General features: G+C 61.1%; 21 protein-coding genes and 1 riboswitch. Of the genes, 7 read left to right on the top strand and 14 right to left on the bottom strand.

The window, feature by feature from the left end:
- Positions 1-25 precede the first annotated feature (25 nt).
- On the top strand, positions 26-1,543 hold the full coding sequence (locus D8U18_RS07610) for an AhpA/YtjB family protein (RefSeq protein ID WP_131107390.1): 1,518 nt from the start codon (positions 26-28) through the stop codon (positions 1,541-1,543).
- Between the two features lie 250 nt (positions 1,544-1,793).
- Here the strand turns inward: D8U18_RS07610 and D8U18_RS07605 are convergent, their stop codons facing one another.
- From D8U18_RS07605 to D8U18_RS07565, 9 genes are all read right to left on the bottom strand, one after another.
- Complete coding sequence (locus D8U18_RS07605) at positions 1,794-2,507, bottom strand: ABC-type transport auxiliary lipoprotein family protein (RefSeq protein ID WP_056852353.1); 714 nt, start codon at positions 2,505-2,507, stop codon at positions 1,794-1,796.
- 176 nt (positions 2,508-2,683) lie between these two features.
- A complete protein-coding gene (gene parC / locus D8U18_RS07600) occupies positions 2,684-4,951 on the bottom strand; it encodes a DNA topoisomerase IV subunit A (protein ID WP_056852352.1) in 2,268 nt (755 codons plus the stop codon).
- 7 nt (positions 4,952-4,958) lie between these two features.
- Complete coding sequence (locus tag D8U18_RS07595; RefSeq protein ID WP_056852351.1) at positions 4,959-5,483, bottom strand: TIGR02281 family clan AA aspartic protease; 525 nt, start codon at positions 5,481-5,483, stop codon at positions 4,959-4,961.
- A complete protein-coding gene (locus D8U18_RS07590) occupies positions 5,480-6,466 on the bottom strand; it encodes an esterase-like activity of phytase family protein (RefSeq protein WP_131107389.1) in 987 nt (328 codons plus the stop codon). The genes D8U18_RS07595 and D8U18_RS07590 overlap by 4 nt, the downstream gene beginning before the upstream one ends.
- Positions 6,466-8,370, bottom strand: a complete 1,905-nt coding sequence (gene parE / locus D8U18_RS07585) for a DNA topoisomerase IV subunit B (protein ID WP_131107388.1) — start codon at positions 8,368-8,370, stop codon at positions 6,466-6,468. Before parE ends, D8U18_RS07590 begins: the two co-directional genes overlap by 1 nt.
- A 43-nt stretch (positions 8,371-8,413) precedes the next feature.
- On the bottom strand, positions 8,414-9,022 hold the full coding sequence (locus tag D8U18_RS07580; RefSeq protein WP_056852348.1) for a YqiA/YcfP family alpha/beta fold hydrolase: 609 nt from the start codon (positions 9,020-9,022) through the stop codon (positions 8,414-8,416).
- A gap of 208 nt (positions 9,023-9,230) precedes the next feature.
- A complete protein-coding gene (gene cpdA, locus D8U18_RS07575) occupies positions 9,231-10,046 on the bottom strand; it encodes a 3',5'-cyclic-AMP phosphodiesterase (RefSeq protein WP_131107387.1) in 816 nt (271 codons plus the stop codon).
- 111 nt (positions 10,047-10,157) lie between these two features.
- Positions 10,158-10,610: a DUF1249 domain-containing protein gene (locus D8U18_RS07570; protein ID WP_008063540.1), complete on the bottom strand. Its 453-nt coding sequence runs from the start codon at positions 10,608-10,610 to the stop codon at positions 10,158-10,160.
- Positions 10,601-11,218 (bottom strand): NUDIX domain-containing protein, encoded by a 618-nt coding sequence (locus D8U18_RS07565; RefSeq protein ID WP_056852346.1) that lies wholly within the window; start codon positions 11,216-11,218, stop codon positions 10,601-10,603. Before D8U18_RS07565 ends, D8U18_RS07570 begins: the two co-directional genes overlap by 10 nt.
- Before the next feature lie 224 nt (positions 11,219-11,442).
- Here D8U18_RS07565 and D8U18_RS07560 point away from each other — a divergent pair, with 224 nt between their 5' ends.
- Positions 11,443-12,189, top strand: coding sequence for an RsiV family protein (locus D8U18_RS07560; protein ID WP_056852345.1), 747 nt, complete (start codon positions 11,443-11,445; stop codon positions 12,187-12,189).
- On the opposite strand, the gene cytX is transcribed toward D8U18_RS07560, so the two are convergent.
- Together cytX and thiC are read right to left on the bottom strand one after the other, a co-directional pair.
- Entirely contained in the window at positions 12,158-13,450 is a 1,293-nt protein-coding gene (gene cytX / locus D8U18_RS07555) for a putative hydroxymethylpyrimidine transporter CytX (RefSeq protein ID WP_131107386.1), read from the bottom strand. The two genes, D8U18_RS07560 and cytX, sit on opposite strands and share 32 nt — an antisense overlap.
- Before the next feature lie 208 nt (positions 13,451-13,658).
- The gene (gene thiC / locus D8U18_RS07550) at positions 13,659-15,548 is read right to left on the bottom strand and encodes a phosphomethylpyrimidine synthase ThiC (protein ID WP_056852343.1); all 1,890 of its coding nucleotides are present in this window, start codon (positions 15,546-15,548) and stop codon (positions 13,659-13,661) included.
- A 163-nt stretch (positions 15,549-15,711) separates the two neighbouring features.
- Positions 15,712-15,817: riboswitch (TPP riboswitch) on the bottom strand.
- 206 nt (positions 15,818-16,023) lie between these two features.
- On the opposite strand from thiC, the gene D8U18_RS07545 reads away from it, so the two are divergent.
- Positions 16,024-17,463 (top strand): TolC family outer membrane protein, encoded by a 1,440-nt coding sequence (locus tag D8U18_RS07545; protein ID WP_131107385.1) that lies wholly within the window; start codon positions 16,024-16,026, stop codon positions 17,461-17,463.
- A 165-nt stretch (positions 17,464-17,628) separates the two neighbouring features.
- Here D8U18_RS07545 and waaA read toward each other — a convergent pair whose 3' ends face one another.
- Both waaA and D8U18_RS07535 read right to left on the bottom strand, forming a co-directional pair.
- Complete coding sequence (gene waaA, locus D8U18_RS07540) at positions 17,629-18,909, bottom strand: lipid IV(A) 3-deoxy-D-manno-octulosonic acid transferase (RefSeq protein ID WP_131107384.1); 1,281 nt, start codon at positions 18,907-18,909, stop codon at positions 17,629-17,631.
- Between the two features lie 11 nt (positions 18,910-18,920).
- Positions 18,921-19,823 carry a LysR family transcriptional regulator gene (locus D8U18_RS07535; RefSeq protein ID WP_056852340.1) on the bottom strand — a complete coding sequence of 301 codons (903 nt, stop codon included), beginning with the start codon at positions 19,821-19,823 and terminating at the stop codon, positions 18,921-18,923.
- A gap of 103 nt (positions 19,824-19,926) precedes the next feature.
- On the opposite strand from D8U18_RS07535, the gene D8U18_RS07530 reads away from it, so the two are divergent.
- From D8U18_RS07530 to D8U18_RS07515, 4 genes are all read left to right on the top strand, one after another.
- Positions 19,927-20,259 (top strand): multidrug efflux SMR transporter, encoded by a 333-nt coding sequence (locus D8U18_RS07530; protein WP_008004867.1) that lies wholly within the window; start codon positions 19,927-19,929, stop codon positions 20,257-20,259.
- A gap of 135 nt (positions 20,260-20,394) precedes the next feature.
- Positions 20,395-21,570, top strand: coding sequence for an FAD-dependent oxidoreductase (locus D8U18_RS07525; protein WP_056852339.1), 1,176 nt, complete (start codon positions 20,395-20,397; stop codon positions 21,568-21,570).
- Positions 21,567-22,379 (top strand): aldo/keto reductase, encoded by an 813-nt coding sequence (locus D8U18_RS07520; protein ID WP_056852338.1) that lies wholly within the window; start codon positions 21,567-21,569, stop codon positions 22,377-22,379. The genes D8U18_RS07525 and D8U18_RS07520 overlap by 4 nt, the downstream gene beginning before the upstream one ends.
- A gap of 33 nt (positions 22,380-22,412) precedes the next feature.
- Positions 22,413-23,378, top strand: coding sequence for a metal ABC transporter ATPase (locus D8U18_RS07515; RefSeq protein WP_131107383.1), 966 nt, complete (start codon positions 22,413-22,415; stop codon positions 23,376-23,378).
- A gap of 161 nt (positions 23,379-23,539) precedes the next feature.
- Here D8U18_RS07515 and hldE read toward each other — a convergent pair whose 3' ends face one another.
- The gene (hldE, locus tag D8U18_RS07510) at positions 23,540-24,964 is read right to left on the bottom strand and encodes a bifunctional D-glycero-beta-D-manno-heptose-7-phosphate kinase/D-glycero-beta-D-manno-heptose 1-phosphate adenylyltransferase HldE (protein ID WP_131107382.1); all 1,425 of its coding nucleotides are present in this window, start codon (positions 24,962-24,964) and stop codon (positions 23,540-23,542) included.
- Between the last annotated feature and the right edge of the window lie 17 nt (positions 24,965-24,981).

The following is a 24,981-nucleotide window of genomic DNA, read 5'->3' as shown; positions in this document are numbered from 1 at the left end:
TTCACGGACAAAGAGCCGAGCTCAAGTGAACCGGCCCACGCCAGTTAAAACCGATAACTTCTTCCTGCTGATCTTCCGGGCACTGCGTCACCGCCGTGTACCGATTGCATTGCGCATTGCCAGCCATAACGTGATCCTGGTCGCTCTGGCCCTGGTGATCTACGCCTGTGTGATGGGTTTGCAGTTCAAGCAGGCCATGCATGAGCAGGCGGATGCGCTGGGCGAAAGCCTGACCACGCAGACGGCCACCTCGGCCACCGAGCTGCTGGTGTCCAATGACATCCTCAGCCTCAACGTGCTGCTCAACAACCTGACCAAGAACAAGCTGGTGGCCCACGCCGCCATCTACAGCGTGGATAACCGCATCCTCGCCGAAGCCGGTCAGCGGCCCAAGCACGGCTTGCTGGGCGAAGCCGAGGGCATGTACCAGAGCAAGATCACCTTCCAGGACGTGACGGCCGGGCAACTGCGCATCAGCCTGGACATGGATCAGTTCCAGCAGCCGATGACCATCAGCCTGCAAAGCATGGGCATCCTCAGCGCGATCCTGCTGGCACTTTCCCTGGCCTTGAGCCTGCGCCTGGGTCGGCACATCTCTACGCCGCTCCTGCAATTGCGCGTCTGGCTGCGCAATATCGACGAATACACCCCGGCCACCGAACGCCAGGACGAGATCGGTGATCTGGCCCGGCAACTGCACGCCAACTTCGCACCGGAACCGGCCGAGCCTGAACCGGAGCCGGAACCCGAGCTCGAAGACAGCGATGATGACGATGCCGAACCGGGCTTCGAAGTGCGCAACCTGCGCGATCCGAGCTTCGACGAAAGTCGGCCGATGGCGGCGAAGAAAGCGGCCCCACGGCGCGTTGTCAGCACCGTTGAAGACGATGACGACGATGCGTTTGCCGATTTGCTCGATGACGCAGACAGCGTAGTGAAACCGCTTGCCCGCCCTGCTCCTTCGAATGTACCGCAGCACAGCGCCGTTCTGGCCGTGCAGCTGGGCTCCCAGGAGCAACTGCGTCGCTTGCCGCGCACACGTCTGGAAGAATTGCTCAAACGCTATCGTGATTGCCTTGATCAGGCCGCTTCGTTGTACGAGAGCGAACTGCACACCCTGAACGACGGCAGCACACTGATGCTGTTCCACACCGAAGACAGCGGCGACGACTACCTGACCAATGCCATTTGCTGCGGCGAATTGCTCCGCGCGCTCGGCCACCAGTTACAAATCGAAGTCGCCGACAGCGGCATCACCCTGCAATTGCAGCTGGGCCTGACCCTGGGCGACGATTTGTTCGGTCTGAGCCAGATCGATCTGCTGCTGACCGATGCCGCCCAGGACGCCCTGGCCCTGTCGCAACACAGCCGCAACCTGCTGCTGGTGGAACGCAAGATCAGTGACGACGCGCTGATCCGCCATCGCGCGCGGATCCGCCCGATTGCCAGCCCTGAAGGCGCTTGCTGCGTAGAGCGGTTGATGGAGCCTTATCCGTCGATGCTGGAGCGGCAATTGGCGCGGATGCACGAACGCCGGGCGTAAGCCTTAAGCCCCGTTGTGAAAGAGCCCGCAGATCATCACTCGTCTGCGGGCTGATCGTTCCCATGCTCAGCGTGGGAATGCCTCCAGGGACGCTCCGCGTTCCAGCCCCACCTCCTTCCAGCCTGGCCCTGATGTGACGCAGAGCGTCACGGGCTGCATTCCCACGCTGAGCATGGGAACGATCATCTCCAACCCGCAGAAACAACAAGGCCCGCATCAAAGCGGGCCTTGTCATGAATCAATCACAAGCTTAGAAGCGGAACACTTCCATGTCCGTGCGAATCGGCGAGGCCATCGGGATCTTCGGCTGCTTTTCCGCTTCCGCCGCCGGTGCCACAGGCTTGGCCGCCGGTTTTTTTGGCGCTTCGGCGATTGGCGGTTGGTTGGCCAGAGGCTTGAGCGCGGTCGACAGCTGTTCGGCCAGTTTCTGCAACAGCACACCCTGAGCCTGAACCTGCGCCGCCGTGCTGCCGGCGTGCTGCTCCTGCAAATGAATGATGCGATTGTCGCGGACCTGCCCACGACGGTCGATGAGGCGCCATTGCGCATCGAGGATGGCCGGCTGCTTGGTCCCAGAATCCAGGCGCGTGATGGTCAACAACACTTGAACGTCCGGCGTGAAGCCAACGGTGGCCGGCGCCAATACCACGCGCTGGCTGTCCAGATGACCGGCGACCTGACGCAGCAACAACTGGTCGATGTCGGAAGACAGGCTGCCGGCCCAGCGACCGTCGGTCGCGGCTTGCAGGCTGCCGTCGGGCTGACGCTGCAACAGGGTTTCGCGTTGCAGATAGTCGGCAACGGTCACCGGGCCCAGCAATACAGCCATGCCCGCGCTTTGCGCAGGCTGAACCGGACTACCGCTGTCCAGTTGATACAGCGACACCGGCTGGTGAACGCTGCAGCCCGCCAGGCCAAGAACGCCGGCGAGCATCAGAATAAAAGGAAGGCGCAGAGCAGTCATCGTCCCATCCAGGTGATTGCCACAAGGCTAATCACAGTGAAAATACTCAATAAATATGAAGAACGCTCGGCCACGCCGGCGCTTGAAAGGCCATATCATCCGTGAATATGCGTTCCGACTCCAGCGCGAAAGCGTCGATCTACGCGTTAAATCGTAGATCGAGCGCTCTAGGACGCTTAATTGAGGTTTTCGACGAGCAGCGCATCCACCCGCTGGAAGCCACGCGGCAGTTTATTACCACGACGCCCACGCTCACCCTTGTAGTGTTCGAGGTCGTCTGCTTTCAGTGACAAGGTACGTTTTCCAGCCTGAAGCACCAAGGTTGCACCCTCCGGGATAACGGCGATGTCCGTGACATATTCTTCGCGACTGGCCACTCGCTCACCGGAAATCCCGATGATCTTGTTGCCTTTGCCCTTACCTAATTGTGGCAGATCGCTGATCTTGAAGATAAGCAGGCGACCTTCGGTGGTCACCGACGCCAACCAGTTCTGTTCACGATCGGCGACAGGCCGCGGCAGGATGACCTTGGCGTTGTTCGGCAGGCTCAACAGCGCCTTGCCCGCCTTGTTCTTGGCCTGCAGGTCTTCACCCTTGACCACGAAACCGTAACCGGCATCGGAGGCGATCACGTACAACGCATCGTCTTCGGGCATCAGCACGCACTCGAAACTCGCCCCCGGCGGTGGCGTCAGACGACCGGTCAGCGGTTCGCCCTGGCCACGGGCCGATGGCAGCGTGTGCGCTGCCACCGAATAGCTGCGACCGGTGGAGTCGATAAACACCGCAAATTGGTTGGAACGCCCCGCCGCCAGGGCCTTGAAGCCATCGCCAGCCTTGTAGGAAAGCCCGGTGGCGTCGATTTCGTGACCTTTGGCCGAACGTACCCAGCCTTTCTCCGACAGAACGACTGTTACTTTCTCGTTCGGCAGCAGATCGTGTTCGGTCAGGGCCTTGGCTTCAGCACGCTCGACGATTGGCGAACGGCGGTCATCGCCATAGGTTTCAGCGTCCTTGATCAACTCGCTGCGCACCAGCTTCTTCAGCTTGGCTTCACTGCTCAGCAAAGCTTGCAGCTTGGCTTGCTCCTTGAGCAGTTCATCCTGCTCGGCGCGCAGCTTCATTTCTTCCAACCGCGCCAACTGACGCAAGCGGGTGTCGAGGATGTAGTCAGCCTGGATCTCGCTCAGGGCAAAACGCTCGATCAGCGCGGCTTTCGGATGTTCCTCGGTGCGGATGATGTGGATCACTTCATCCAGGTTGAGGTAGGCAATCAGCAAACCGTCCAACAGGTGCAGGCGACGCTCGACTTTATCGAGGCGGAATTGCAGGCGTCGACGAACGGTCTGAACCCGGAACTCCAGCCACTCGACCAGCAAGGCGCGCAGGTTTTTCAGCTGCGGCTTGCCATCCAGGCCGATGATGTTGACGTTGACCCGGTAACTCGACTCCAGCTCGGTGCTGGCGAACAGATGCTGCATCAGCGCATCGTGGTCGAAGTTTTTCCGCGCTCCCGGAATGATCACGATCCGGCACGGGTTCTCGTGGTCGGATTCGTCGCGCAAGTCAGCGATCTGCGGAGCCTTGGACGGTTTGGCCTGCATCATGGCCGCGATCTGTTCCAGCACCTTGGCACCCGAAACCTGATGCGGCAGCGCGGTGACGATGATGTCGCCGTCTTCGATGTGATAAACGGCGCGCATGCGCACCGAGCCTTTGCCGGTTTCATACATTTTCAGCAGATCGGCACGGGGCGTGATGATTTCCGCTTCGGTCGGGTAATCCGGGCCCTGGATATGCTCGCAGAGCTGTTCGACCGTGGCTTTGGGCTCATCCAGCAAACGCACGCAGGCACTGGCGACTTCGCGCAGGTTATGCGGCGGCACGTCAGTGGCCATGCCCACCGCGATACCGGTGGTGCCATTGAGGAGGATGTTCGGCAAACGTGCCGGCAACACCAGCGGTTCGTCGAGGGTGCCGTCAAAGTTCGGTCCCCAGTCCGCGGTGCCCTGGCCCAGTTCGCTGAGCAGCACCTCGGAGTAGCGCGACAGTCGCGCTTCGGTGTATCGCATGGCCGCAAAAGACTTGGGATCATCCGGCGCACCCCAGTTGCCTTGGCCGTCCACCAGCGTGTAGCGGTAGCTGAACGGCTGGGCCATCAGGACCATGGCTTCGTAGCAGGCCGAATCGCCGTGCGGATGGAACTTGCCGAGCACGTCACCGACGGTACGCGCCGATTTCTTGTGCTTGGAATCAGCGTCCAGCCCCAGCTCGCTCATGGCGTAGATGATGCGCCGCTGTACCGGCTTCAGGCCGTCGCCGATATGCGGCAAGGCACGGTCCATGATCACGTACATGGAGTAGTTGAGGTAGGCATTTTCGGTGAAGTCAGCCAGCGATCGGCGTTCTACGCCATCTAAGCTGTCTGCAAGGATGTCGCTCATGCGGGCCTCATCGGTTCGTTGTCTGGCGCAGCAGCATGGTGCCACCGCGCTGGGTAAATTCAAGTTTGTTCAGTGCGCTCATGCCGAGCAACACCTGGTCGCCATGCAGGCCGGGCGCCACCAGTGCGCGGACATCCCGCAGCACGATGTCGCCCAGTTGCAGGCGTTCTATACGGGTGCGATAGCCCTGGCTCAGGCCATTGGCCGTGCTCAGGGTCACACCGAAACCTTCTGCCAGCTGCAAGCGCTTGGCCAGTTCCGCCGGGACCGCCACATCAGTGGCCCCGGTGTCGAGCATGAAGTCCACCGGCTGCCCGTTGATATGGCCACTGGCGACGAAGTGTCCCTGGGCATTGCTGGCCAGTTTCACCTCGATGTAACCATTGCCCTGTTCCGAGCTCACCATCACATTCGGGTTTTGCTGACGCTCTTCCCACTGCCCGAAAAACCGTGTGGCCAGAAACAGCGCCGCACACCAGGCCAGCACCATCAACACTCGACCGGCGCGTTTACCGGGTGTTTGCTGGCTCACGGCGCGTTCCAGCCACCGTCAGGCGCGGCAAAGCGCCAGACGATCGGACGAAATTCACCATCGGCACGGGCTCCGGTGTTGTTGTCGATACCGATCCAGGCTCCGTCAGCGTCGACTACCAATGCCTCCGTGAGGCCGAAATCCTGGGGATAACGCCGATTTTCCTGCAATGCCTCGTCGGCAAACGACCAGCAACGCTCGAGCTTGGCAGTCAATGCGTCGCGGCGACAGATCTCGAACGCATTGCGTTCCAGGGTGAACAGCTTGCCGTTGAACAGTGACAGATCGGCAAAGTCCCGGGGCATTGCCCTGGCATGGGGGAACTGTGCAGGCTGCATTTCTTTTCCGTCTTCGCTGAGCAGCACGCAGCCGCCGTCGCAATCCCAGACGGTTTGCTTGCGCTTGACCAGCAGCAATCCACGGTTCTGGCGTTCAGCGGCCAACCACAACTGGTCACCCTCAGGATTGATCGCCAGGCCCTCGAACAACGCGTTGAAACGCAACAGCATGCCTCTGGCCCGAGCTTCACGCACCATCAGCGGGGAAATCTTCAACCAGGAAGTCGGCCCGGTCGGCGGAATTTGCAACACCGCTGCATGGGCTTCACTGACGACATAGCGATTGCCGGCGTTGTCGCAAGTAATGCCTTCGAAGTCCAGACCGCCGCCACGCACGAATGACGCCGCCCAGGCCCGCGAACGCAGGCCCCAGGGCAAGCCGCTGTCAGGCACCTGCGGCACGCCGATGCCCACGGCCTCTGCACGCCAGACGCTGGCCTGGGTATCGAGGCGGTAGATCTGATCGTCGTCGCGGTCGGAGATCGTCCACAGTTCCTTGCCGCACTGAGCCAGCCCGGACAGGTTGCCGCCGCGCATGCCATCGATGGCATGCTCGGACAACAGACGCAGTTGCGGTGCCGGTTCGCCGGACACCGTCATCGAGGTCAGCAGCAACGCACACACCAGGGCAAAGCCCAGGCGCATCAGCCCAGCACCTCCGCCAGGTTGCCCTTGGATTCCAGCCAGGTCTTGCGATCGCCAGCGCGTTTTTTCGCCAGCAGCATGTCCATGATTTCCGAGGTCGCCTCGAAATCATCCAGCGTCAGTTGCACCAGGCGCCGGGTGTTCGGATCCATGGTGGTTTCGCGCAACTGCGGCGGGTTCATTTCACCCAGACCCTTGAATCGGGTGACCTGAGGCTTGCCGCGCTTCTTCTCCGCCACCAGGCGATCAAGAATGCCGTCGCGTTCGGCTTCGTCGAGGGCGTAGTAGATCTCTTTGCCCAGGTCGATGCGGTACAGCGGCGGCATGGCGACATACACGTGGCCGGCATCGACCAGCGCACGGAAGTGCTGGACGAACAGGGCACAGAGCAATGTCGCGATGTGCAGACCGTCGGAGTCGGCGTCGGCAAGGATGCAGATTTTGCCGTAGCGCAGCTGGCTCATGTCCGCCGCGCCCGGATCGACGCCGATGGCCACGGCAATGTTGTGCACTTCCTGGCTGGCCAGCACTTCGCTGCCGTCGACTTCCCAGGTGTTGAGGATCTTGCCGCGCAACGGCAGGATCGCCTGGAACTCTTTGTCCCGCGCCTGCTTGGCCGAACCGCCGGCGGAATCACCTTCCACCAGGAACAGCTCGGAGCGCATCGGGTCCTGCCCGGCGCAATCGGCGAGTTTGCCCGGCAGCGCCGGACCTTGGGTGATGCGCTTGCGCTCAACCTTTTTGCTGGCCTTCAGACGACGACCGGCGTTGTTGATCGCCAGTTCGGCCAACGCCAGACCGGTTTCCGGGTTGGCATTGAGCCACAGGCTGAACGCATCCTTGACCACGCCGGAAACGAACGCCGCGGCTTCCCGGGACGACAGGCGCTCCTTGGTCTGGCCGGAGAATTGCGGTTCTTGCATTTTCATCGACAGCACGAAAGCGATGCGCTCCCAGACGTCTTCCGGGGCCAGCTTTACGCCGCGCGGCAACAGGCTGCGGAATTCGCAGAACTCGCGCATGGCGTCGAGCAGGCCCTGGCGCAAACCGTTGACGTGGGTACCGCCCTGGGCGGTCGGGATCAGGTTGACGTAGCTTTCCTGCACCGCGTCGCCGCCTTCCGGCAGCCACAGCAGCGCCCAGTCCACCGCTTCCTTGTTACCGGCAAACGCGCCACAGAATGGCTCGTCCGGCAGGCGCTCGAATTCGCTGACCGCATCGACCAGGTAGGAACGCAGGCCGTCTTCGTAATGCCATTCGACTTTCTCGCCGGTGGCTTTGTCTTCAAAACTGACCAGCAGACCCGGGCACAGCACGGCCTTGGCCTTGAGCACATGCTTGAGGCGGCTGATGGAGAACTTCGGTGAGTCGAAGTATTTCGGGTCCGGCGCAAAGAACACGCTGGTACCGGTGTTGCGTTTGCCGACCGTGCCGACCACTTCCAGCTCGGTGGCCTTGTAACCATCGGCGAACGTCATCTGGTATTCGTTGCCGTCACGCTTTACACGCACCCGGACTTCGGTCGACAAGGCGTTGACCACCGAAATACCCACCCCGTGCAGACCGCCGGAGAACTGGTAGTTCTTGTTGGAAAACTTGCCACCGGCATGCAGCTTGGTGAGGATCAGTTCGACCCCGGAAACACCCTCTTCGGGGTGAATGTCCACCGGCATGCCACGGCCGTCGTCGCTGACTTCCAGCGAGTGATCGGCGTGCAGGATGACCTGCACCGATGTCGCATGCCCGGCCAAGGCTTCGTCGACGCTGTTGTCGATGACTTCCTGGGCGAGGTGGTTCGGCCGACTGGTGTCGGTGTACATGCCGGGGCGTTTGCGCACCGGGTCGAGGCCCGAGAGGACTTCGATGGCGTCGGCGTTATAAGAGCTAGCGCTGGGAGTGGCCATGGGGTCTCGTCGTCAGTCGTTCATTGAAAATAGGGGCGAGGTTTCACAATGCGGTGAAATCTATCGCCTGATACACATCGGCGCCAATGCCGGCAAAACTCAGCATGGCTGGAAGCTGTGCGGCAAACCCCTGGAAACTATGGTCGCCGCCGGCCTGGATACGCAAGGCACAGGCCCGGTAATACTGCTGGGCCAGGCGATAGTCCAGCGTTTCATCCCCCGTCTGCAACCATACCTGATACCGCAGCGGGTCCAGGGGTGGCGGCACTTCCAGCTCGGCCAGCGCCGTTACGTGGTCGTGGGTCAGTTCCCAGGTCTCATCGGTATACAGGTTTTTCTGCGTCCCCAGAAATCCGTCGAACATCCGGTGCGGGCTGACGGCAGGGTTGATCAGCAGGGCTTTCAGGCCATGGCGCTCGGCCAGGTGAGTCGCATAGTAGCCGCCGAGTGAGCTGCCGACCAGTAATGGCCGCCCGAGCGCTGCAATCGCCTGTTCAAGCTGACCGATGGCCTCGCGGGGATGGTGATGCAAGGCCGGGACGCGCAAATGGTCGCTCAAGCCCAGCCGTTCCATCACTGCGCTCAACTGCGTGGCCTTTTTCGATGCAGGCGCGCTGTTGAAACCGTGGATATAAAGGATCGAACCGGACATTTGGACTCCCTGCGCGTCGGGTAAAGAAGCGGAGTTTACAGGGACTCGGGGGATGTTGGGTGCCATCGCCACCGAATTGAACACAGCCCCTGTGGGAGCTGGCTTGCCAGCGATGAGGCCGTCACATTCAACATTGATGTTGTCAGGCAGTCCGTAATCGCTGGCAAGCCAGCTCCCACAATGGAAATCAGTGTTCGCGGGAAACGTGTCAGTAGCCGTTGGAGCCGTAGTCGACCTGGAAATCGAAACCGGTAACGCGTTCCACCCCGGTTTGCAGCTGTCCATCGGGCATCAACCGCAACCAGCGATACCCCGGCGCCTGCTCTCCGACCGTGAAGTCCTCGCTACCCGGTTCAAACTGAATGCAGGTCGACGGCGAGGCGATCAGACGCACTTTGTCACGCAATTGATCGATCTCCTGATGCACATGCCCCCACAGCACGGCACGCACCTGCGGAAAACGATCGAGCACTTCAAAAAAGGCGTCCGGATTGCGCAAACCGATCGGTTCCATCCACGCACAACCAATCGAAACCGGATGATGGTGCAGGCACACCAGATGATGCCGCTGCGGTGCCTCGCTCAACGAGCGGGCCAACAGTTGCAATTGTTCGTCCTGCAGGTAGCCCGGCACTGAGCCCGGCACTGCCGAATCGAGCAGCGTGACTCGCCAGTTGCCGATATCCACTACCGGCTCCAGCAATGCACTCTGAACGGCGGCCTCGGCCATGATCTGCGGCTCGTCGTGATTGCCGGGAATCCAGCGCGCCGGCGCATCGAGCTGTCGGGTCAGGTCGCGAAACGCCTGGTAAGACTCCAGCGAGCCGTCCTGAGACAGGTCACCGGTGGCCAGGACCAGGTCGATCCGTGGCTGCTGGGCGCGCACCCTTTCAAGGACTTTTTGCAGGCTGTCGCGGGTGTTCATGCCCAGTAGCGTGCCGTGCGCCTCGGCGAACAGATGGCTGTCGGAAATTTGCACCAGCAGTGCCGGCTCAGCGGTGCTCAAGGTGGATACGCTCGGCAAGGTGTTCTCCCAGGGCGTGATCACGGGATTGGATGATTGGCGCAATTATGCTGGGGGACGATCGAAAGAAGAAACCTGTGAACCTGACGCAGTTCACAACTGCGACGGAAGTTAACGTACCACTTCGTACTCATGCCCCAATGCCAGGCAATGACTCAGCCACTCGCCCAGGAACATGTTCAGCTGGGCTTTTTCGTCGGGCTGGTGCATCGAGGCATTTGGATAAGGATAGATGCCGCGAAAGCGTCGCGCATGTTCGGCACTGACCACTTCGGCCATGCAGGCATCGTGATAGACCTGTACTTCCAGTTGCGGCACCGGTAGCCAGGGCAGACTGTGCTCCTGACGCACTTGCAGGGTGGTGGTGTACGGACAGACCTGCAACACCTCCAGCGCCAGCACGCCGAGCATCTGGTCGCCATGGGTCACGGCGATGCGCCTCGCCGCAGGCTCGCTGCGCATGTCCGGCAACAGTCGCATCAGGCGCGCGTAGTTCGCCTCACAGGACGCTTGCAGCCCCACGAGGTCCACTCGATAGCGATCGCGCAGTTTGTTTACGACCATAACCCCCTCACTTCAACGCGATTCAAAGCCAGCCATTGCAAGGCAATGATGCTTGGCGCGTTGGCAATACGTCCATCGCGTACGGCTTGCAGGGCATCTTCAAAGGCCCACACCGAAACGCGGATATCTTCGGCCTCTTCCTCCAGTCCATGCAGGCCACCGGCGCCGGTGGTGTCGCAACGCCCCAGGTACAAATGCACGAATTCGTCGCTGCCGCCCGGCGATGGAAAATATTTGGTCATCGGCCAGAGCGCTGCGATTTCAAGCCCAGCTTCCTCCTGCGCTTCGCGGTGAGCAACTTCTTCCGGCTGTTCGTCCTTGTCGATCAGACCGGCAACCAGTTCTACCAGCCACGGATTGTCGGTCTTGCCGAGGGCACCGACACGAAACTGCTCGATCAGCACGACTTCGTCTCGCTGCGGATCGTACGGCAGCATGCACACTGCATCATGACGGACGAACAGTTCACGGTTGATTTCGCGGCTCATGCCACCGGCGAACAATTCATGGCGCAAGTGCACGCGTTCGAGCTTGTAGAAGCCCTCGAAGCACTTTTCGCGCCGAACGATCTCTACGGCGGTCGGAATGGCGTTGGCAAAATCGGTCATGACAATCCTCATTACTTCAATCCGATACGAGATTCCTTTTCCCGTGGAACCTCGACTTCGCGCCATCCTAACGCGCCCGTGAGGTTTGATGCAGCCCCTTTCCCGTCAGCGGGATAGACGGTGAGGACGAAACCCACTCTAATTAGCTTAGTGGCGAACTGACTGCTCCGTTGGTAGTCGAAGCGGGTAACTTTTTGCCTTTCCCTGATTTATGAAGGACGCACATGTCGCTTTTTAAAATCGCCTCCGTGGCCGCTATCGCCCTGACCCTGGGCGCCTGCCAGAGTTTGTTCCAGCCCAATTATCGCGCACCGCTGGAAGTCACCCGCGACGCCACCGAACAGCTTCAGCCGGGTTGCAAGGATCAGGATTGCCCGCTGGTGAACATCGACACCCTGCACTTCCCCGCGGAACCCGCACTGGATGGCATCATCGAAAAACGCCTGCTGGCAATGACCCGCACCTCGCCCGATGCTCCGGTCGCGCCGACGCTCGCGGCCTATCGCGAGCAATTCTTGCGCACTGCGGGGCCACGCAACAGCAGCTACCTGCAAGCGAAAGTACGCGAGCAGCATGACGGCTTGGTGATCATCGAATTGTCCAGCTACCTGGACACTGGCGGCGCCCATGGCACGCCGGGCCGCGGCTTCATCAACTACTCGCGTCAGCAGCATAAAGTGCTGACGCTGGCGGACATGCTGGTGCCAGGGCAGGAAGAGGCGTTCTGGAAAGCCGCGCAGGTGGCGCACAACAGCTGGTTGATCAGCACCAAGCTCGATCAGGAACCGGAGTTCGTCAAAAGCTGGCCGTTCCAGAAAACCCAGAACGTGGCGCTGACCTATGGCGGGGTGATCCTCAAATATGAAACCAGCAGCATCGCGCCGTACGCACTGGGCCATGTCGAACTGAAGATCCCCTACCCTCGCCTGAACGGCATCCTCAAGCCCGAGCTGTTTCCCGGCCGTAACTGAAGGCCCGGCCCAGCACCAGTTGCAGCAGCCCTGCCACCACCAGTGCCGGCAGGGTTGCACCGATATCGGCATACAGGTTGGCCAGCAGATGATAGGTGCTGACCCCGCCCAGCCAGGCGAGCAGCGCCGGCCAGCGCAGCGCGGCTGACGCCACCTGGCCACTGCGCTTGCGCAGAATGAAGTGATCCACCAGCACCACGCCAAACAGCGGCGCAAACACCGAGCCGATCAACAGCAGGAAGTTCTGGTACTGCGCCAATGGCGCCAGCAAGGCGATCAGCGTGCAGATCACGCCGATGGCCAATGCCAGGTGCTCGATTTTCAGGCGCAACAGAATCCCGCTGGACACCGCTGCCGAGTGAATGTCGGCGAAGGCGTTCTCCGACTCGTCCAACAGAATCAACAGCAACGGAATGCCCAGGCCGGCGCCGGCCAGTGCCAGCAACAGGGCATTGACTTCACCGCTCGGCGCGAACGCCAGGGTGTAGGCCACGCCCAGGCTCATCAGCCAGAAATTACCGATGAAGAAACCGATGGCGGTGCCACCGAAGACGTTTTTCGCCCGCTTGCCGAAACGCGAGTAGTCGGCAATCAAAGGCAACCACGACAGCGGCATGGCGATGGCAATGTCGAAGCCCACGGCAAACGGCATCGAGCCATCGCCGGCCTGCGTCCACAATGCGGCCAGATCGGCCTTGGCGAACAGGTTCCAGGTCAACCAGATGCACGCCGCCAACAGCAACCAGATGCCCCACTTGCGCAATATCTTGCGCACGAAGGTCAACGGACCGCTGACAGCGAGCAAGGTCGCCAGCGCGCCGAAAAACAGCGTCCACAGCACCGGGCTCGACATCAGGCTGGCATCGCTGAAAGCCTTGGCGCCCAACAGGCTGGCGGCATCGCGCATGACGATGATTTCGAACGCCCCCCAACCGATCAGTTGCAGCAGGTTCAGCACTGCCGGCAGGCTCGCGCCCTTGGCGCCGAGGCTGAGTTTGAGTGCAGTCATCGATGACAGGCCGGTGTCGCTACCGATCACCCCGACCGCCGCCAGTAGAAGAACGCCGACCAGCGTGCCGAGGAAAATCGCCAGCAACGAGCCCGACAGGCCCAGGCCTGGTGCGAGCAATGCGCCGGTCTGCAGGACCATCAGGCCGATGCCGAGGGAGAACCACAGAGAAAACAGATCGCGGCCGCCGAACACACGTTTGTCGATCGGCACGGCGATATCAGGTGAGTAAGTGCTGGGTTGAATGCTCAAGGGTGTTATCTCAGAGGGACATTGTTGTGTAAACCACCCTTGTGGCGAGGGAGCTTGCTCCCGCTCGGCTGCGCAGCAGTCGTAAAATCGGTCATCGCAATCTGGCACCCAGAATGCGGTGGCTGGTTTTGGGTCTGCTTCGCAGGCCAGCGGGAGCAAGCTCCCTCGCCACATGGATAAGCGGCGCACCCGAGTGCGCCCGGTCAGATCAAACCTTCTTGTACAGCTGGCTGCCTTCCTGCTTGAAGCGCTCGGCCTGTTCGGCCATGCCTTGGGCAACGTCCACGTCGACCGCTTCGATGCGTTGGTTGGCCGCGTACTCGCGGACTTCCTGGGTGATTTTCATCGAGCAGAACTTCGGCCCGCACATCGAGCAGAAATGCGCGACCTTGGCCGAATCCTTCGGCAGGGTTTCATCGTGATACGAACGAGCGGTGTCCGGATCAAGGCCCAGGTTGAACTGGTCTTCCCACCGGAATTCGAAACGCGCCTTGCTCAAGGCGTTGTCGCGAATCTGCGCGCCCGGATGTCCCTTGGCAAGGTCGGCGGCGTGGGCGGCGATCTTGTAGGTGATGATCCCGGTCTTCACGTCATCCTTGTTCGGCAGACCCAAGTGCTCCTTGGGCGTTACGTAGCAAAGCATGGCGCAACCGAACCAGCCGATCATTGCCGCACCGATGCCGGAGGTGATGTGGTCGTAGCCCGGCGCGATGTCGGTGGTCAGTGGGCCGAGGGTGTAGAACGGCGCCTCGTCGCAGCATTCGAGCTGCTTGTCCATGTTCTCTTTGATCAACTGCATCGGCACGTGGCCCGGGCCTTCGATCATGCATTGCACGTCGTGTTTCCAGGCGATCTTGGTCAGCTCGCCGAGGGTTTCCAGTTCGCCGAATTGCGCTTCGTCGTTGGCGTCGGCAATCGAGCCCGGACGCAGGCCATCGCCCAGCGAGAAGCTGACGTCGTAGGCCTTCATGATTTCGCAGATGTCTTCGAAATGAGTGTAGAGGAAGTTCTCTTTGTGATGCGCCAGGCACCACTTGGCCATGATCGAACCGCCACGGGAGACGATGCCGGTCACGCGTTTGGCGGTCATCGGCACGTAGCGCAGCAGCACGCCGGCGTGGATGGTGAAGTAGTCGACGCCCTGCTCGGCTTGCTCGATCAGCGTGTCGCGGAACAGCTCCCAGGTCAGGTCTTCGGCGACGCCGCCGACTTTTTCCAGGGCCTGATAGATCGGCACAGTACCGATCGGCACGGGCGAGTTGCGGATGATCCACTCACGGGTTTCATGGATGTGCTTGCCGGTGGACAGGTCCATGACCGTGTCCGAACCCCAGCGAATGCCCCAGGTCAATTTCGCCACTTCTTCTTCGATGGACGAACCCAGGGCGCTGTTGCCGATGTTGCCGTTGATCTTCACCAGGAAGTTACGGCCGATGATCATCGGTTCCAGTTCGGTGTGGTTGATGTTGGCCGGGATGATCGCGCGGCCCCGGGCGATTTCGTCACGGACGAATTCGGGGGTAATGACTTTCGGCACGCTGGCGCCGAAGCTGTGGCCGGCGTGCTGCTGGTCCAGCAGGCCGGCGGCGCGGGCCACTTCCAGCTTCATGTTTTCGCGGATGGCGACGTATTCCATCTCGGCGGTGATGATGCCTTTGCGCGCGTAGTGCATCTGGCTGACGTTGGCGCCCGGTTTCGCGCGACGTGGATTGTTGACGTGAGCGAAACGCAGCTGGGTCAACTCGGGATCGGCAAGGCGTTCCTGGCCGAAATTCGAACTCAGGCCAGCCAGTCGCTCGGTGTCGCCACGGGCCTCGATCCACGGCGAACGCACATCGGCCAAGCCTTTGCGCACGTCGATGATGACGTTGGGATCGGTGTACGGGCCTGATGTGTCATAGACCACGACCGGTGCGTTGACCTCGCCGCCGAAGTCGGTCGGCGTCACGTCGAGGCTGATTTCACGCATCGGCACGAGAATGTCCGGACGAGAGCCCTGGACATAGATTTTTTGCGAGCGGGTAAACGGCTGAACCGATTGCTGATCGACCTTGGCCGATTCACTCAGGTTGGTGGCGATTTTTGCTTTTGTAGTCATCACGGGTTCTCCAGACATCATCCAGGCAGTGGATTTTTGTCGGAGCGAACCTGTAAACGAATGGACGCACGGGCGCTGGAAAACCAGCTGTGCTGTGCTCGGTGCACGAGGGCTGTTCGATTGTCGAACAACATCCCGGACGAAGCACAAGAGGACTCGCCGGGTGACGAGAAATCTTGTTCCCTACGCAGGCGTTAACCTGATCAGGTTCAACGGGATCCGAAATTATTCGATCTCAGCCTCATAGCAAGGCACCCCGACAAGAACCCGGCCAGTCTAGACACAACTGGCAAAGAACGCCAACACCGCTGCAAACACCTTGATGAATGGCGTAATTACGGGGGAAGGCAGGATTGTTGCCGATTGAATGCACAACTACACTCGCTACGCCGAGGCTGCGCATTGACGCTGCACCTGTAGCGCCTTAGCCTTGGCGCTTAAATTACTTGTGTAATATTTCTACTAGGGATCGCCTATGCTGCGCAAACTCTCACTGGCCGTTGCCGTGTCATGTGCGTCCAATGGAATGGCCTGGGCAGCAGAAGCGCCCTTGTCGACAAAAAACGATCTGGTCAGCGTCTACCAGGAGGCGGTGGACAACAACGCCGACCTCGCTGCCGCCATCGCTCAATATGGCGCCCAGAAAGAAGTCGTGCCCCAGGCCCGCGCCGGGCTGCTGCCCAATCTGTCGGGTGGCGCGGATGTCACCAGTGTCCGCACGTCTATCGATCAGCCGTCGGCCACTGCCAACCGCAATGCCCACTCTTACCAGGCAACCCTGGCACAGCCGCTGTTTCGTGCCGATCGCTGGTTCCAGTTCCAGGCCGCCAAGGACGTCAACGAACAGGCCGCCCTGCAACTCTCGGCGACCCAGCAAAACCTGATCCTGCAAACCGCCGACAGTTACTTCAACGTGTTGCGCAGTCAGGACAACCTGGCATCGACCAAGGCCGAAGAAGCCGCGTTCAAACGGCAGCTGGATCAGTCCAACGAACGTTTCGATGTCGGCCTTTCGGACAAGACCGACGTCTTGAACTCACAAGCCAGCTACGACACTGCACGTGCCAACCGGATCGTCGCGCAGCGTCAGGTGGATGACGCGTTCGAAGCCCTGATCACCCTGACCAACCGTCAGTACAAGGCTATCTGGGGCATTTCCCATAACTTGCCGATCCTGCCGCCGGCACCGAACGATGCCAAGGCGTGGGTCGACACAGCCGCCAGACAGAACCTCAATCTGTTGGCCAGCAACTATGCCGTCAGCGCCGCCGAGCAAACCCTCAAACAGCGCAAGGCCGGCCATGCACCGACCGTTGATGCCGTGGCCAGATACCAGAAAGGCGATAACGATGCACTGGGCTTCAGTAACCCGAGTGCCTTTGGGCAGTCGTACAAGGGTGATGTCGAGCAATCGTCGATTGGCCTGCAATTGAACATCCCGATCTACAGTGGCGGGCTGATCAATTCCCAGGTCCGTCAGTCTTACGCTCAACTGGACCAGACCGAGCAGCAGCGCGAATCCCTGCGCCGGCAAATCGTCGAAAACACCCGCGACCTGCATCGCGCGGTGAACACTGACGTCGAACAGGTACAGGCGCGCAAGCAATCGATCATCTCCAACCAGAGCGCGGTGGAAGCGACCGAAATCGGTTATCAGGTGGGGACGCGAAACATCGTCGACGTGCTGGATGCGCAGCGCCAGCTGTACACCTCGGTGCGCAACTACAACAACACCCGCTACGACTACATCCTCGACAACCTGCGCTTGAAGCAGGCCGCCGGCACCTTGAACCCGGGGGATTTGCAGGACCTGACGCGTTACCTCAAAGCCGACTACAACCCGGACAAGGATTTCCTGCCACCGGATCTGGCCAAGGCTGCGGCTGAACAGTTGAAGGCCCGGCCGGGTCAGTAAAAAGGCAACTTGGGTGAAAAGCTTTCTGTGGCGAGGGAGCTTGCTCCCGCTCGGCTGCGAAGCAGTCGTAAAACCTGGCAATGCGATATGTCTGTATGCAGTGCGGTGTCGGGGTATGGGGCTGCTTCGCAGCCCAGCGGGAGCAAGCTCCCTCGCCACAATTGGTCAGTGGCCAGCGATCAACCGGCCTAGCCCATCCAGCAACCGCTGCAATGCGCCCTGATTGCTGCGCATCACTTTCAAGCCTGCTTCGGCCATGCGTTGTGCATCCCGCGGCAATTCGAACAGCCGCTGAACTGCCAGGGCTAAACCTTCGGCATCTTCCACTTCCTGCAAGGCCCCGGCACTGCGCAGTTGCGCGGCGATTTCGAGGAAATTGAACAGGTGCGGGCCACTCAATACCGGTTTTGCCAGCGCGGCCGGCTCCAGCAGGTTATGCCCGCCGTTGGGCACCAGACTGCCGCCGACAAAAGCGCTGTCGGCCAACGCGTAGAGAAACAGCAATTCACCCATGGTGTCGCCGAGCAGCACCGAAGTACCGGCACCAACCGGCTCGCCGCTGGAACGCCGGACCGTGGCAAACCCTTGTTGCTGGCACAAGCCGTACACCGAATCGAATCGCTCCGGATGACGCGGCACCAGGATCAGCAACGAATCAGGATGATCGGCCAGCAACCGGCGATGGGCCGCCAGCACCACTTCATCTTCGCCGTCATGGGTGCTCGCGGCGATCCACACCGGGCGCTCCTGGGCCTGCCATTGGCTACGCAATTCGCTGGCGCGCTGCAACAGTTGCGGATCGATCGTCAGGTCAAACTTGATCGAGCCGGTCACTTCAACCGTTTCTGCCCGCGCCCCCAGATCACGGAAACGCTGGGCCTCGGCTTCGGTCTGCACCGCGAACAGGCTCATCTCGGCGAGCATTGGTCCGGTCAATTTGCCGAAGCGGCCATAACCCTTGGCGGATCGTTCCGACAACCGCGCATTGGCCAGTGCCACCGGAATCCCGCGCTTGGCGCATTGATGAATATGGTTGGGCCACAGCTCGGTTTCCATGATCACCGCCAGTTTTGGTCGGGCCCGATCAAGAAAGCGTTTAGCGGCGCACGGCAAGTCATAGGGCAAATAACAGTGCTGGACGCGCGGCTCAGTGGCAAACAACGCCTGGATGCGCTCCGAGCCAGTTGGCGTCATGCACGTCACGGTGATCGGCAATTGTGGATAGCGTTGCAGCAAGGCACGGATCATCGGCGCGGCAGCAATGCTCTCGCCCACCGACACCGCATGCACCCAGATACCGCCCGGTTTCATCGCGGGCATGCCATAGGAGAAACGCTCGCCAATGCGTTTGGCATACGCCGGCGCCTTGCGTGCGCGCAGCCAAAGCCGAATCGCCACCAATGGCAGCCCCAGATAAAACAGCGCGGTGTAGAGAGTTCTATTCATGGCGGCGGAGTTTATCGGCTTTTTTCGCCGATCGCCTGCAAGTGCACGGCAAAACGTTCAGCAAGCCAGCGAGCCGCCGGACCGAGCGGTTCGTCGCGGCGCCAGACCAGCTCCACCACCAGCGCCGGCGGGGTCCATTCGCTGACCAGTTCCACCATCTGATTCTGATACGTCGGGTACTGCACCACGTGGCGCGGCAACCATGCCCAACCCAGGCCGCGCACCAGCCATTCGGCCATCACGTAGAAACTGTCGGCACGCCAGACTTGCGGGCTGGCTGGCTCGCTGCCCGGATAAATGCTGGACTCCGTCGACATCAACAACTGCCGGTGTTGCGCCAGTTGCTGGCAGTCCACTGTGCCCTTGGCCGCCAGCGGATGTTCCCTGCCGCATACGGTGACCATTTCGACGCTGCCCAATACCCGCCGTTCCAGCGCTTCGGGTATCTGATCATGAAAGAACAACAACCCCAGATCGGCCCGCCGCTCCACCAGTTTGCGCGCGACATCGCCTTGGGCGGCGCTGGTCAACTGCACTTCGACACTGGGAAATTTTTCCGCCAGGGCTTCGAAGCTTTCGATGATCGGCTGGTAAGGCATCGCCTCGTCCTGCGCCACACGCAAACGGGCCTCTTGCCCGCGCATCATCGCCAACGCCCGGCCATTGAGGCGTTCACACTGGCGCAGCACTTCTCGGGCCTCCTCCAGTAATGTCGTGCCGGCCTCGGTGAGTTTCGGCTGACGGCCGCTACTGCGCTCGAACAGGCTCACGCCCAGGTCTTCCTCCAGCAATGCAATAGAACTGCTGACCGCCGATTGCGCCTTGCGCTGATCCCGCGCCACGGCGGAAAACGATCGTTGCTCAGCCACGCTGACAAACAGCCGCAGCTGCTCCAGATTCCATTGTGTGTTCATGGCTCAACCCATCTCCAAAGCAGATAGGTAATGACTTTACCGCATCTGGGGAATCTCTAAAATGCCGACCTCAGAGAGCAACACTTCACACGAGGATTGAACCATGACCGCCTACTACTATCTGGCCATCGCCATCTGCGCCGAAGTGATTGCCACTGTTTCGATGAAAGCGGTCAAAGGCTTCAGCACACCGTTGCCCTTGTTGCTGGTCATCGTCGGTTACGGGATTGCCTTCTGGATGCTGACGCTGGTGGTGCGCAGCGTGCCGGTGGGTGTTGCCTACGCGGTGTGGGCCGGCATGGGCATCGTCATGGTCAGCGTGGCGGCGCTGTTTATCTACGGGCAGAAACTGGATGTGCCGGCGATGCTGGGGATGGCGTTGATTGTGCTGGGGGTTGTTGTCATCCAGCTCTTCTCCAAGACTGCCGGGCATTAAGCTCGCACCTAATGCACTGTGGGAGTGAGCCTGCTCGCTCCCACAGGATTTTGATTCGCCGTGTTGATCGCCAGCAAAACCTCCAATCTTCGAGTCTGTATACTGCGCCCTCGTCTTGAACACTGAGGTCGTCGCATGCCATCCGTTATTTCCACCGACGTTCTGATTGTCGGCGCTGGTGTCGCCGGCCTCTGGCTGAATGCGCGCCTGCGCCGCCAGGGTTTTTCGACCGTGCTGGTGGAAAGCGCCAGCCTCGGCGGCGGGCAAAGCATGAAATCCCAAGGCATCATTCACGGCGGCGCCAAGTACGCATTGCATGGCGCAATCACCGGTGCCTCTGAAGCCATTGCCGACATGCCCCGTCGCTGGCGGGAAGCGCTGGCCGGTGACGGCGAGCTGGATCTGTCCGGCGTGCGCCTGTTATCGCAAGCCCATTATCTGTGGTCCCCCGGCACGATCGCCGGCAACCTCACCAGTTTCTTCGCCAGCAAAGCCGTGCGCGGCCGTGTCGATCAGGTCAAGGGCGAGCAATTGCCGCCCGCCCTGCAAGACAAGCGTTTCAAGGGCAAGGTCTATCGACTGGCCGAATTGGTGATCGACGTGCCGAGCCTGATCCAGCGCCTGGCCGATCTGGCGGGTGATGGCCTGCTCGCCGGTCAGAAGATCGAACCGCTGCTGGAGGCTGGTGTTCTGGTCGGCCTGAAAGTCGATGAGCGTGAAATTCGTGCGCAACGCATCGTCTTGAGCGCCGGTGGCGGGACAGCTGCGCTGCTTGAAGCTTTGGGGTTGAGCCAACCCGCCATGCAACGTCGCCCGCTGCACATGATCATCGCCAAAGGCCCGAGCCTCAAGCCGCTGTATGCCCACTGCCTGGGTGGTGGCACCAAACCGCGCCTTACCATAACCACCCATCCGGCAGCCGATGGTCAGTGGGTCTGGTACATGGGCGGAGACATCGCCGAAAGCGAAGGTGTGGCTCGCGAGCCCGCCGAACAGATCGCCACCGCACAGAAAGAACTCGGCCAGTTGTTGCCCTGGATTGATCTGAGCACGGTGCAGTGGGCAACCTTGCGCGTGGATCGTGCCGAGCCGTTGCAATCGGGCCTGACCCGCCCCGACAACGCCTTCCTCGCCGAGGAAGGTCGATTGTTGGTGGGTTGGCCTACCAAGCTGGCATTGGCGCCGGACTTTGCCGACCGGGTGATCGCCAGCCTTGCACGCGACGGCATTCAACCGGGTCCGGTAGCGGCGCTGCCGCCGCTGCCAAGGCCACCGATGGGCATTCCGGTCTGGGAGCAACTACTGCCATGAGCCAACCTACCCTGCACGACCTGCATCGCCCCCTGGGCAGCACCGGCCTGATGGTTTCTCCGCTGGGCCTGGGCACCGTGAAACTCGGCCGGGACCAAGGGGTGAAGTACCCCAACGGCTTCCAGATTCCGGACGATGACGAAGCGCGCATGCTGCTCAAGTTGACCCGGGACCTGGGCATCAACCTGATCGACACCGCCCCGGCCTATGGCCGCAGTGAAGAGCGCCTCGGCCCGCTCTTGCGCGGCCAGCGTCAGGACTGGGTGATCGTCAGCAAGGTTGGCGAAGAGTTTGCCGACGGCCAATCGCGCCACGATTTCAGCGCTGCACATACCCGGCTCTCGGTTGAACGCAGCCTGCAACGCCTGGAAACAGATTTCATTGACCTGGTGCTGGTGCACTCCGATGGCAACGACCTGGCGATCCTCAACGATTGCGAAGTCTATGCAACCCTCGCCGCGCTCAAGGCCGAGGGCAAGATTCGCGGCTTCGGTTTTTCCGGCAAAACCGTCGAGGGTGGCTTGAAGGCGCTGGAGCAAGGCGATTGCGCAATGGTCACCTACAATCTGAACGAGCAAAACGAGAAAGCCGTGATTGACTATGCTGCTGCTCACGGCAAAGCCATTCTGGTCAAAAAAGCCCTCGCCAGTGGTCACGTTTGCCTGAGTCCCGGGGTGGACCCGGTGCGCGCCAGTTTCGAGTTGCTGTTTGAACATCCGGGGGTGGCCAGTGCTATTGTCGGAACGATCAACCCGCTGCACCTCGCCCACAACGTCGCGACCGTTGCCCAGGTCCTACGTAGCCACTGATGCCGCCCCACGCGGCCTAAAGCAGGAGCCGACATGCCGCGTACGCTCATTAGAAAGAATCCGAGCAACTTCAAGACCCTGCCGTTATTCGTCGAAGCGACTCCCGAAGGCCTGAGTTACCAGAGCGTCGGCAGGCCGCTGAACTTCTCCCAGACCCTGCAACGTCGCCGCCCGGTCACCGTCGCCGACAGCGAGCGCTTTGCCCTGGAACTGGCCAACCTCGGCGTTTCGGTGCGCCTGACGCTGCATTGGCAGAATCGCGATTACTGGGTACTGGTGCGTCAGCGTCGCCAGGATCGCGGGGACGTCGTGCTCAAGCTGATTTCCGGCTACGTGCCGGCCCACGAGCTGAACCTGCCGCTGCACACGGCGATCCAGGAGATTGCCGAAGAATGCCTGCTGGAAACCCCGGAAGGCTGGCTCGGTGGGCGCTTCAACGACACATGGTTGCCCGCGCCCTACTCGTCTGCTCTGCATTACCGCGAAGCCCTGCCGTTTCGCCTGTCGCCACTGTCCGGCTCGGCGCGGCCGGTGCGTTGCGCCAACCTGCAGCTGATTGAGCGGCCCCGGGCCTATGTGCACCTGCCGACGGCATCGTTGCAGTTGATCTATGATTTGCGCCTGGACGTGCCCAAGGAAGCCAAATCCCTGAGTCTGTTCCACGTCGACGAACGGCTGGAAGGCGATCAACTGGTGGCCCGACTGGATCGCAAGCGGCCCGATCTGTACTTGATGCCTTTGCAGGACGGCCACCCGTTGGCCGAGCTCTATACCTTGAAGAAGGATCAACTGTACCCGGCGAGCACGCGCGGGTTGTTTCTGGCCGAGAGCTTTGCCCGGCAGGAAGGCTGGTTGGTGAGGGATGAGCGCATTCGCTGGAAGGACTGGGTCCGCCAGCAAGGCTTGACGCCACCGACGAAAGACTCAGGCCTGGCGCGACTGCGCGGGAAGGCCAAGCAACTGCTGAAGAAGATCGTACCGCGCAAGGCTGCACGATAGGCTGATCAGGACGCTGCCGTGGCGAGGGAGCTTGCTCCCGTTGGGTCGCGGAGCGACCCTAAAACCTGCAATCGAGTTGCACCAGGCAAATCGCATTCAATGGTTTTACGACCGCTTCGCAGTCGAACGGGAGCAAGCTCCCTCGCCACAGTGATCACGCGTTATTCGGACTTGCGGATTTTCTCGACAATGGCGGTAGTGGAGCTGTTTTCCACCAGCCCCAGCACTTTCACGGTGCCGCCGTAGGCAGTCACGATGTCCGCGCCCACCACCTGGTCAATCCCGTAATCCCCACCCTTGACCAACACGTCCGGCTTGACCTCGCGCAGGAGGTTTTCCGGGGTGCCTTCGGCGAAGCTGATCACCCAGTCCACCGCACCCAACCCGGCCAGCACGGCCATGCGTCGGTCGACACTGTTGATCGGACGACCCGGCCCTTTCAAGCGACTGACCGACGCATCGTCGTTGACCGCCACGATCAGGCGATCGCCTTGGGCGCGCGCCTGTTCGAGGTAAGTCACGTGGCCGGCATGCAGAATGTCGAAGCAACCGTTGGTGAACACGATCTTCTCGTTGTGCGCACGGGCGTCGTCGACGGCCAGCAGTAATTGCTCGAGCCCCAGCACACCGCGCTCCGAACCTTCTTCACGCTGGATGGCGCGACGCAGTTCCGGCGCACTGATCGCCGCCGTACCGAGCTTGCCGACCACGATGCCCGCGGCCAGGTTGGCCAGGCCCACCGCATGCGGCAGTTCCTCGCCGGCAGCAATCGCCGTCGCCAGGGTGGAAATCACCGTGTCGCCGGCGCCGGTCACGTCGAACACTTCACGGGCGCGAGCCGGCAGGTGCAGGGCCGGATGATCCGGGCGCAACAGCGTCATGCCGTGTTCGCCACGGGTCACCAGCAAGGCGCCAAGGTCCAGGTCGTGCATCAACTGCGCGCCCTTGCTCACCAGCTCGTGCTCATCGGCGCAACCGCCAACGATGGTTTCGAACTCGCTGAGGTTCGGTGTGATCAGACTCGCACCGCGATAGATCGAAAAATCCTTACCCTTGGGGTCGGCCAGCACCGGAATGCCACGGGCACGAGCTGCCTGAATCAAGACTTGATGGTTTTTCAACGCACCCTTGCCGTAGTCGGAGAGCACCAGCACCTTGATGCCTTCGAGCAATTCGTCGACTTGCACCGACAACGCCAGCGAGTCGGTGGCGAACGGTTCTTCGAAGTCGATACGCAGCAATTGCTGGTGCCGACTCATGACCCGCAACTTGACGATGGTCGGTTGATGCGCGATGCGCTGGAACAACGCCCGCACACCTGCACCCTTGAGGCTATTGACCAGACTGTCGGCGGCTTCATCGTCGCCGGTCACGCCAACCAGCGAGGCTGGCGCGCCAAGGGCGGCAATGTTCAACGCAACGTTGGCGGCACCGCCGGGGCGGTCCTCGATGTGCTCGACCTTGACTACAGGTACTGGCGCCTCAGGGGAAATCCGTGAGGTACCACCATGCCAGTAACGGTCGAGCATGACATCGCCGACCACCAAGACAGGGGCTTGATCGAATCGCGGCATGGACAACTTCATGGAGCAACCCACATACA

The sequence above is a fragment of the Pseudomonas sp. Sample_10 genome, from assembly GCF_004321495.1.
Classification (GTDB): domain Bacteria; phylum Pseudomonadota; class Gammaproteobacteria; order Pseudomonadales; family Pseudomonadaceae; genus Aquipseudomonas.
The sequence above is the reverse complement of the archived record's forward strand: the minus strand, read 5'-3'. Positions and strand labels throughout refer to the sequence as shown.

Coding starts and splice junctions, on each gene's coding strand:
- D8U18_RS07570 (WP_008063540.1), bottom strand. CDS start 10,610: ATGGTCGTAAACAAACTGCGCGATCGCTATCGAGTGGACCTCGTGGGG.
- D8U18_RS07565 (WP_056852346.1), bottom strand. CDS start 11,218: ATGACCGATTTTGCCAACGCCATTCCGACCGCCGTAGAGATCGTTCGG.
- hldE (WP_131107382.1), bottom strand. CDS start 24,964: ATGAAGTTGTCCATGCCGCGATTCGATCAAGCCCCTGTCTTGGTGGTC.
- D8U18_RS07605 (WP_056852353.1), bottom strand. CDS start 2,507: ATGACTGCTCTGCGCCTTCCTTTTATTCTGATGCTCGCCGGCGTTCTT.
- thiC (WP_056852343.1), bottom strand. CDS start 15,548: ATGACTACAAAAGCAAAAATCGCCACCAACCTGAGTGAATCGGCCAAG.
- D8U18_RS07560 (WP_056852345.1), top strand. CDS start 11,443: ATGTCGCTTTTTAAAATCGCCTCCGTGGCCGCTATCGCCCTGACCCTG.
- D8U18_RS07545 (WP_131107385.1), top strand. CDS start 16,024: ATGCTGCGCAAACTCTCACTGGCCGTTGCCGTGTCATGTGCGTCCAAT.
- D8U18_RS07580 (WP_056852348.1), bottom strand. CDS start 9,022: ATGTCCGGTTCGATCCTTTATATCCACGGTTTCAACAGCGCGCCTGCA.
- D8U18_RS07525 (WP_056852339.1), top strand. CDS start 20,395: ATGCCATCCGTTATTTCCACCGACGTTCTGATTGTCGGCGCTGGTGTC.
- D8U18_RS07520 (WP_056852338.1), top strand. CDS start 21,567: ATGAGCCAACCTACCCTGCACGACCTGCATCGCCCCCTGGGCAGCACC.
- D8U18_RS07515 (WP_131107383.1), top strand. CDS start 22,413: ATGCCGCGTACGCTCATTAGAAAGAATCCGAGCAACTTCAAGACCCTG.
- parE (WP_131107388.1), bottom strand. CDS start 8,370: ATGGCCACTCCCAGCGCTAGCTCTTATAACGCCGACGCCATCGAAGTC.
- D8U18_RS07535 (WP_056852340.1), bottom strand. CDS start 19,823: ATGAACACACAATGGAATCTGGAGCAGCTGCGGCTGTTTGTCAGCGTG.
- D8U18_RS07530 (WP_008004867.1), top strand. CDS start 19,927: ATGACCGCCTACTACTATCTGGCCATCGCCATCTGCGCCGAAGTGATT.
- D8U18_RS07590 (WP_131107389.1), bottom strand. CDS start 6,466: ATGCGCCTGGGCTTTGCCCTGGTGTGTGCGTTGCTGCTGACCTCGATG.
- waaA (WP_131107384.1), bottom strand. CDS start 18,909: ATGAATAGAACTCTCTACACCGCGCTGTTTTATCTGGGGCTGCCATTG.
- parC (WP_056852352.1), bottom strand. CDS start 4,951: ATGAGCGACATCCTTGCAGACAGCTTAGATGGCGTAGAACGCCGATCG.